Source organism: Microcystis sp. M109S1 (genome assembly GCF_020247025.1).
In the GTDB taxonomy this organism is placed as follows: Bacteria; Cyanobacteriota; Cyanobacteriia; order Cyanobacteriales; family Microcystaceae; genus Microcystis.
On record NZ_JADBRW010000451.1, the window covers coordinates 1 to 7,025 of the forward strand.

9 protein-coding genes are annotated in these 7,025 nt (G+C 45.2%); 6 read left to right on the plus strand and 3 right to left on the minus strand.

All coding sequences use genetic code 11. The features are described 5' to 3' along the window. Positions 1 to 231: 231 nt before the first annotated feature. The 6 genes from secY to IM322_RS22070 all read left to right on the plus strand — a co-directional run bounded on the left by secY (position 232) and on the right by IM322_RS22070 (position 4,807). On the plus strand, positions 232 to 1,551 hold the full coding sequence (secY, locus tag IM322_RS22045; protein WP_287078896.1) for a preprotein translocase subunit SecY: 1,320 nt from the start codon (positions 232 to 234) through the stop codon (positions 1,549 to 1,551). 70 nt (positions 1,552 to 1,621) lie between these two features. Continuing rightward, positions 1,622 to 2,188, plus strand: a complete 567-nt coding sequence (locus IM322_RS22050; protein ID WP_287677363.1) for an adenylate kinase — start codon at positions 1,622 to 1,624, stop codon at positions 2,186 to 2,188. Between the two features lie 397 nt (positions 2,189 to 2,585). After that, entirely contained in the window at positions 2,586 to 2,888 is a 303-nt protein-coding gene (locus tag IM322_RS22055; RefSeq protein WP_287677365.1) for a hypothetical protein, read from the plus strand. An 80-nt stretch (positions 2,889 to 2,968) separates the two neighbouring features. Then, positions 2,969 to 3,655: an ATP-dependent Clp protease proteolytic subunit gene (locus IM322_RS22060; RefSeq protein ID WP_002746650.1), complete on the plus strand. Its 687-nt coding sequence runs from the start codon at positions 2,969 to 2,971 to the stop codon at positions 3,653 to 3,655. Between the two features lie 35 nt (positions 3,656 to 3,690). Beyond that, positions 3,691 to 4,290: an ATP-dependent Clp protease proteolytic subunit gene (locus IM322_RS22065; RefSeq protein ID WP_002734165.1), complete on the plus strand. Its 600-nt coding sequence runs from the start codon at positions 3,691 to 3,693 to the stop codon at positions 4,288 to 4,290. A gap of 112 nt (positions 4,291 to 4,402) precedes the next feature. Beyond that, positions 4,403 to 4,807, plus strand: a complete 405-nt coding sequence (locus tag IM322_RS22070; RefSeq protein WP_286825308.1) for a DUF1622 domain-containing protein — start codon at positions 4,403 to 4,405, stop codon at positions 4,805 to 4,807. Between the two features lie 92 nt (positions 4,808 to 4,899). Here the strand turns inward: IM322_RS22070 and IM322_RS22075 are convergent, their stop codons facing one another. From IM322_RS22075 to IM322_RS22085, 3 genes are all read right to left on the minus strand, one after another. Next, positions 4,900 to 5,580, minus strand: coding sequence for a response regulator transcription factor (locus tag IM322_RS22075; protein WP_287677368.1), 681 nt, complete (start codon positions 5,578 to 5,580; stop codon positions 4,900 to 4,902). Between the two features lie 375 nt (positions 5,581 to 5,955). Continuing rightward, a complete protein-coding gene (locus IM322_RS22080; RefSeq protein ID WP_287677370.1) occupies positions 5,956 to 6,411 on the minus strand; it encodes a (2Fe-2S) ferredoxin domain-containing protein in 456 nt (151 codons plus the stop codon). 55 nt (positions 6,412 to 6,466) lie between these two features. After that, positions 6,467 to 6,769 (minus strand): hypothetical protein, encoded by a 303-nt coding sequence (locus IM322_RS22085; protein ID WP_287677372.1) that lies wholly within the window; start codon positions 6,767 to 6,769, stop codon positions 6,467 to 6,469. Positions 6,770 to 7,025 lie beyond the last annotated feature (256 nt).

Genomic DNA, 7,025 nt, shown 5'->3' on the forward strand with positions numbered 1-7,025 from the left:
GTCAGTCTGTAGAGCGACCATAAGACCAGAACAGATTTACTCTGTTAAGGCAGGTGCGGAACCCCGCAAGGGAAAGAAGCAGAAACCTAAATCGTGAGGTTTGGGAATCACCGTCCGTTTACGGCGGTGAGGATGTCAAAATAAAGACAGGGGAAATCTTAAAAAAATCGAGAAAGTTTTCCCCCTCGATTACTTTTTCCCATAAAAAAACTGCACTAGAGGTAACTGTTAATGGTCGTCAGTCGTGATAAGGCTCCCACGGCACAGGAAACGTTTATGCAAATGGCACAGGCGGCCGGTTTACGCGGTCGCTTGTTGGTTACATTGGGTTTACTGATTCTGCTCCGTTTTGGGATGTTTGTACCGATACCCGGTTTGGATCGGGCAAGATTAGCAGAAATTATTCAAAGTAACGCCGCGTTGGGAATCCTTGACCTGTTTACCGGGGGAGGATTATCGACGTTAGGGATTTTTGCCCTCGGCATTCTTCCCTATATCAACGCCTCAATTATCGTGCAACTGCTCACCGCTGCCCTTCCTTCTTTGGAAGATTTACAGAAAAATGAAGGAGAAGCAGGACGGCGAAAAATTGCCCAAATTACCCGTTATATTGCCTTTTTTTGGGCAATTATTCAAAGTATCGGCATTACTCTCGGTTTATTGGTGGCTAACGGCGTTGTGGCCGGAACTTTACCCTCGATCGCTGCTACGGTTCTCGCTTTAGTGGCCGGTTCTATGTTCGTGATGTGGATTTCGGAACTGATTACGGAACGCGGTCTGGGAAATGGAGCATCTTTGCTGATTTTTGTGAATATTGTCGCTGTTTTACCGAAAACCCTCGGTGATACGATTACTTTTGCTCAACAGGGTGGACGACAAGCGATCGCTCAAGTGGTGATTCTCTTGCTGGTTTTCTTGGTGATGATTATCGGCATTGTTTTTGTTCAGGAAGGAACCCGTCGGATTCCGATTGTTTCTGCCCGTCGTCAGGTCGGTCGTCGTCTCTATCGGGAAAGAACCAGTTATCTACCCCTACGACTCAATCAAGGGGGCGTGATGCCGATTATTTTCGCCTCGGCAGTGTTGGTGTTACCTTTCCAATTGGTGCAAGCTTTACCCACGGATAACCCGGTCGGTCAGGTTTTAGTCCAGTTGGTTAATGCCCTGCGTCCCGATAGTTGGGGTTATGTGGCTTTTTATAGCTTACTAATTCTCGGTTTTAGTTTCTTCTACGCTTCCCTGATCGTTAACCCCAAAGATATGTCCCAAAACCTGAAAAAAATGGGGGCCAGTATTCCGGGGATTCGACCGGGAACCGCTACTACTAATTATCTGGAAGGGGTGCTGAATCGTCTCACCCTTTTGGGCGCTCTCTTTTTAAGTTTGGTGGCTACTGTGCCGACTGTAGTAGAAAGCGCCACCGGTGTCACCACTTTTCGCGGTTTGGGGGCAACTTCCCTGTTAATTCTGGTGGGGGTGGCGATCGATACTGCGAAACAAATTCAAACCTATGTCATGTCTCAACGCTATGAGGACATGATTAAACAGTAGTTAGATAGTTAACCAGTGACCTTTTAGCGGTTACTGGTTGTTTTTTCCCTTAAAACCCTATATTTAATCCATGAGCAAACGGATCGGTGTGATATTTTTGGGACCGCCCGGATCGGGAAAAGGGACCCAAGCGGCAAAATTAGCGGAATCTCTGACGATTCCCCATATTTCTACCGGTGAAATTTTACGTCAAGCAATTACAGAGAAGACAGAACTTGGTCAGCAAGCACAAGCTTATGTGGAAAAGGGAGAATTAGTCCCCGATGAATTGTTATTAGGTTTAATTCAGGAACGTTTAAAACAGCCTGACAGTGCTAAGGGTTGGATTCTTGACGGGTTTCCCCGCACGGTGACACAGGCGAGCTTTTTAGACGCATTACTGGAAGAATTGGCCGATAGTTACACCTATGTGGTTAATTTGGCTGTAGCAGATACGGTCTTAATTGAGCGTCTCATGCAACGCGGTCGTCAAGATGATACTAAAGAAACGATCTCCCGTCGCCTACAGGTTTATATCGACCAAACTGCCCCCGTTTTAGATTATTACAGCCAAAAAGGGACCCTTAACCATATCGACGGTAATCAACCGATGGACGCGGTTACGGCGGCTTTGACAGCAGTTGTCACTCCTGTTTAAAGTTTCCCTCAGTCAGTGATCAGTAATCAGTGATCAGTAATCAGTAATCAGTAATCAGTAATCAGTCAGTAAAAATTACAACTTTTTATAAGTTTTTTATATCAAACAAGCTTTAATAGTTGAGAATATTTAAATTTACACTTCGCAATATTTATCTTTTCTTAAGAATTTATTGAAAATAATTCTCATTTGTTTACGAGGTTGCAATACTTCCAGCGATTATGGTATAATTTCGCAGTATGAAATGATGGCTTTTTCTGTGCTTTTTGGGGTTTTTAGTTGTCTGGTGATCCTGAAACCCCTTGCTAAATCTACACTTACCTATTCAGCAACGGCAATAACTGGCCGTTAAAGAGCCTTTTTTAACCCAACGCGTTGATCAATTAATTGTGTAGTTTTGTTGCAAAGAGAAAGTTTTTTTGACAAAAAGAACAGAATATGCTGCGAGTCCATCTATTTTGAGTCTGATCGCAGTTATCTTAATGGTGAGGTACAAAGTTTTTGTTTTGAGGAGTCAGGAGTCAGTCCTGATGAAAAAATTTTCACCACCAGAGATGAAAATATTCTGATTGACGAATTTGCGTTATTTCAGCTTCTATTTTCAAGTCAGGAGATTATTTTTATTTATTCTCCCCACACCCTACACCCCACACCCCACACCCTACACCCCACACCGAGAGATTCTTGGGGAGGAACCTAGCTAAAAATACCCCCACGCAATCGGTCAACCCGATTACGTTAAAATCAAAAGCAGGATACTGTGTATGACGGAAAAACTCGATGAACTCAGTGATTAAAGCGGTACAAACTGCCTATTATGGGGATGCAGCCTATCGGACACCACCACCGGACTTGGAATCTCTCCTGCTCAAAGAGAGAATTGTCTATCTGGGGTTGCCCTTATTTTCCTCCGATGATGTCAAGCGCAATGTCGGGGTGGACGTGACGGAATTAATTATCGCTCAACTGCTCTACCTGCAATTTGACGATCCCGAAAAACCGATTTTCTTCTATATCAACTCTACCGGCACATCCTGGTACACGGGGGACGCGATCGGCTACGAAACCGAAGCTTTCGCTATCTGTGACACCCTCAACTACATTAAACCTCCCGTTCATACTATCTGTATCGGGCAGGCCATGGGAACTGCAGCGATGATTCTTTCTGCGGGAACCAAGGGTTTTCGTGCCTCCTTACCCCACGCTACCATTGTTCTCAACCAAAATCGCACCGGGGCCCAAGGACAAGCCACCGATATCCAGATTCGCGCCAAAGAGGTAATCGCCAACAAACAGACCATGTTAGAGATTTTCTCGAAAAATACGGGTCAAACCACCGAAAAACTGGCGAAAGATATGGATCGCACCTTCTATCTCACCCCACAACAGGCGAAAGACTACGGATTAATCGATCGCGTTCTGGAAAGTCGCAAGGAACTACCGAAACCCCTCGCCCAAGTTAGTTAAGATTTATTACAAATTAGCAGGAGTTGTTACCAATTATGCCTATCGGTGTGCCAAAAGTTCCCTACCGTCTGCCGGGTAGCCAATACGAACAGTGGATTAGCATTTACAGCCGTCTTTCGGTGGAACGCATTCTTTTTTTGGGGCAGGAAGTCACCGACGGGTTAGCCAATGCCCTTGTGGCCCAAATGCTTTATCTCGACTCGGAAGACCCCACTAAACCCATCTATCTCTATATCAACTCCCCGGGGGGTTCCGTTACCGCCGGCATGGCCATCTACGACACCATGCAGTACATCAAAGCGGAAGTGGTGACTATTTGTGTGGGATTAGCGGCCTCTATGGGGGCATTTTTACTGGCTTCTGGTAGTCCGGGTAAGCGTCTAGCCCTTCCCCACGCGCGGATTATGATTCACCAACCCATGGGCGGAACCGGGCGCCGGCAAGCGACGGATATCGACATTGAAGCTAAGGAAATCCTGCGTATTCGCCAGCAATTAAACGAAATTATGGCTAATCGCACCGGACAAACCATTGAACGCATCGAAAAAGACACTGACCGCGATTATTTCCTCTCCGCCGAGGAAGCCGTCGCCTACGGTTTAATCGATAAGGTGGTGGAGGGAAGACCGGCTTAAGTCAGTCAGAGGTTAGAACAGGCGAGAACCCTGTTCTAACTGCCATTGGACAAACTTCCTTAGATGGTAGGTTGGTTTATCGGATAATCCCATAAGAGGGTGTCTGTTGGGTATGGAATTTTTAGCAGCTTTAGAAACAGGCTTGATCTCTGCTGTGGCAATCATCAAGTTTTGCCTAGAAAGTCTTTCGATCGCTTGTGTGGTGATCGGATTAATTAAAACCCTACAATTAGCTTGGCAGTCTAATCGTCACCGTCGCAGTCTTCCCCCTTTTTCCTTCAATCAAATTCGCATTCGTTTTGGTACTTGGCTATCTTTAGCCCTAGAGTTTCAGTTAGGTGGAGACATCGTGGCTACTACCGTCACACCTACTATAGAAGCCTTGGCAAAACTCGCCCTCATCGCTATTATCCGAACTTTCCTCAACTATTTCCTCAGCCAAGAATTGGAAACGGAATTGTCCATGGAAAAAGAGCGATCGCAACTAGCAGCCCAAGACAATCTCAGGGATTTTTAATGCCAAAAAAAGGTGAGTTGACAATCACCTGACCTAACCCCTGATAAGCTGTTGACTATTGAGGGTATGCTGAAAAAGTTTTTCAGCAAGCTCTAGATAGTCAACAGCTTATTACTTTTGATCGCCCATTGGGCCAATTCCGTGCGATTATGAAGACCGGTTTTATGAAGCATATTCGACACATGACTTTCGATTGTCCGTTGACTAACATTGAGTTTTTCGGCGATTTCCCGATTAGCCAGTCCTTGGGCGACCAATTGTACTACTTTTAATTCCGTTGGGGTTAATTCCACATTACCCGGAACCTGAAGAGGAGTGACATCCGGGGAATGGATGCGGGTGCTGCGTTTCAGCAACCGGCCCGCTTGTGTGAGGGAAGACTCCACCAGGGCCACTAATTCTTCCGGTTCAAAGGGTTTGACCATATAGACATCGGCCCTGGTGGTTAAACCTGTTACCTTGTCCTGACTTTGAGCGTTAGGGGAGAGAAAAATCACGGGAATGCCACTAAAACGACTATCCTGACGAATTTTTTCGAGGAAGGCATAACCGTCCATTTCCGGCATGATCAGATCACAGATAATCATATCGGGCATTTCCCTTGCCTTGGCAGTATTTGCCCCGCGTTCGAGGATTTCTAGGGCCTCCCGACCGTTTTCTGCGGTTGTCACCCTATAACCACGAAACTCTAGATAATCTTTCACCAAAAGTATTAAATTCGGGTCATCGTCGATTAATAAAAGTTGTTTATTGTCTTTGTTGGTCTCTTTCATCGGTATTTTCCGGGCTGCAGGGTTGGGGGAATGGAGACGGACAAAGGATCGACAGGCAAGAGGCAACAGGTAGTTAGATATGTGTAGTTAATTAAACCTCTTGCATAATTAATTTTTCAGGGTTCAAAAACGGCAAAAATAATGATTATAGCGGTTCTCGCATATGTGCGGCACACTTAAACCTTTGCTGATTAAGCTGCTCAGGATCGGCAATGTACCTCTTGTGAATCAGAAACGCTATAAATTGCATAAAATCTGTAAATAGACCATTTAATTGATTATTATTCATTCTTAATTCTCCTGACTACTGACTCCTGACTCCTGACTCCTCACCCTAACAACAATTTTTGATTTTTACAAGAGGTTTATTGTGTTTCAGCTAGTTTTAACCCTGTTTTCCTCTATTGTTTCGGGTTCTTCTCCTGGACAGTTCAGAGAAATTGCCGGTAAATCGTGGCGAAGAAAAGCATATTCTGTGACGATTTGATTACCGATTAGGTGTTCTTGGATAATTCTTTCGACCACTTCCCTGTTTACCCTTCGATACCAGACTCCTTCCGGGTACACTAATAAAATCGGGCCTTGGCTACAAACCCGCAAACAGTTGGCTTTAGTGCGAAAAATACAGCCTGGACGGTCGGTACTGGGGCGATCGAGTTCTAATTCACTTAACCGCTTCTTTAAATAATCCCACACTTCTAACCCTTCTTCCTTGTCACAGCATTTTGGCTTAGTCTGATCGCAGCAGAGAAATAGATGACGCTGGATCTGGGCCAGTCCTAACTTAGCCACATTTTCCCCCAAGATATCTCTGGTGTCCGCTTCTTCCATAAATTTTTTTTATCAATTAAACTCTTGACATTGAATAGAAAATGTGCATAGCCGACTAAACTTTCGGTTTGAGGATGTAAAGATAGATGAGATAAACGATAGCGGCGAGGATTAAAGCGCTTAAAACTGCGCTGACTAGGCGTAAAATCGCCGTTAAAATTGAAAGAGCCACAAAAACCCCCGCCACTGCCACGACTACCTGTGCTGGTGTGGACAGGCTGCCGTACCAAGTTTTAACTTTTTCAAGAGTGGCAGCGAAACTAACCGGGGTAGCAACGGGGGGAAAATCGTCGGTTTCAATTTCCACTTCCACTTCTTCTGGGGTATATTTAGTATCGAACGGTTCGGGAGACTGCATAAACACTCAAGCTACTTAACACTTCATCCCTATTCTATCGGTGATTGGGGTTGACAGGGATTGGCGCAGAATTAATGTAACAATGAGTTTATCCATAGCTAAACGATCGGAATCTTTGACATCCTCACCGCCGTAAACGGACGGTGATTCCCAAACCTCACGATTTAGGTTTCTGCTTCTTTCCCTTGCGGGGTTCCGCACCTGCCTTAACAGATTTACTCTGTTCTGGTCTTATGGTCGCGACCCGGACTGACAC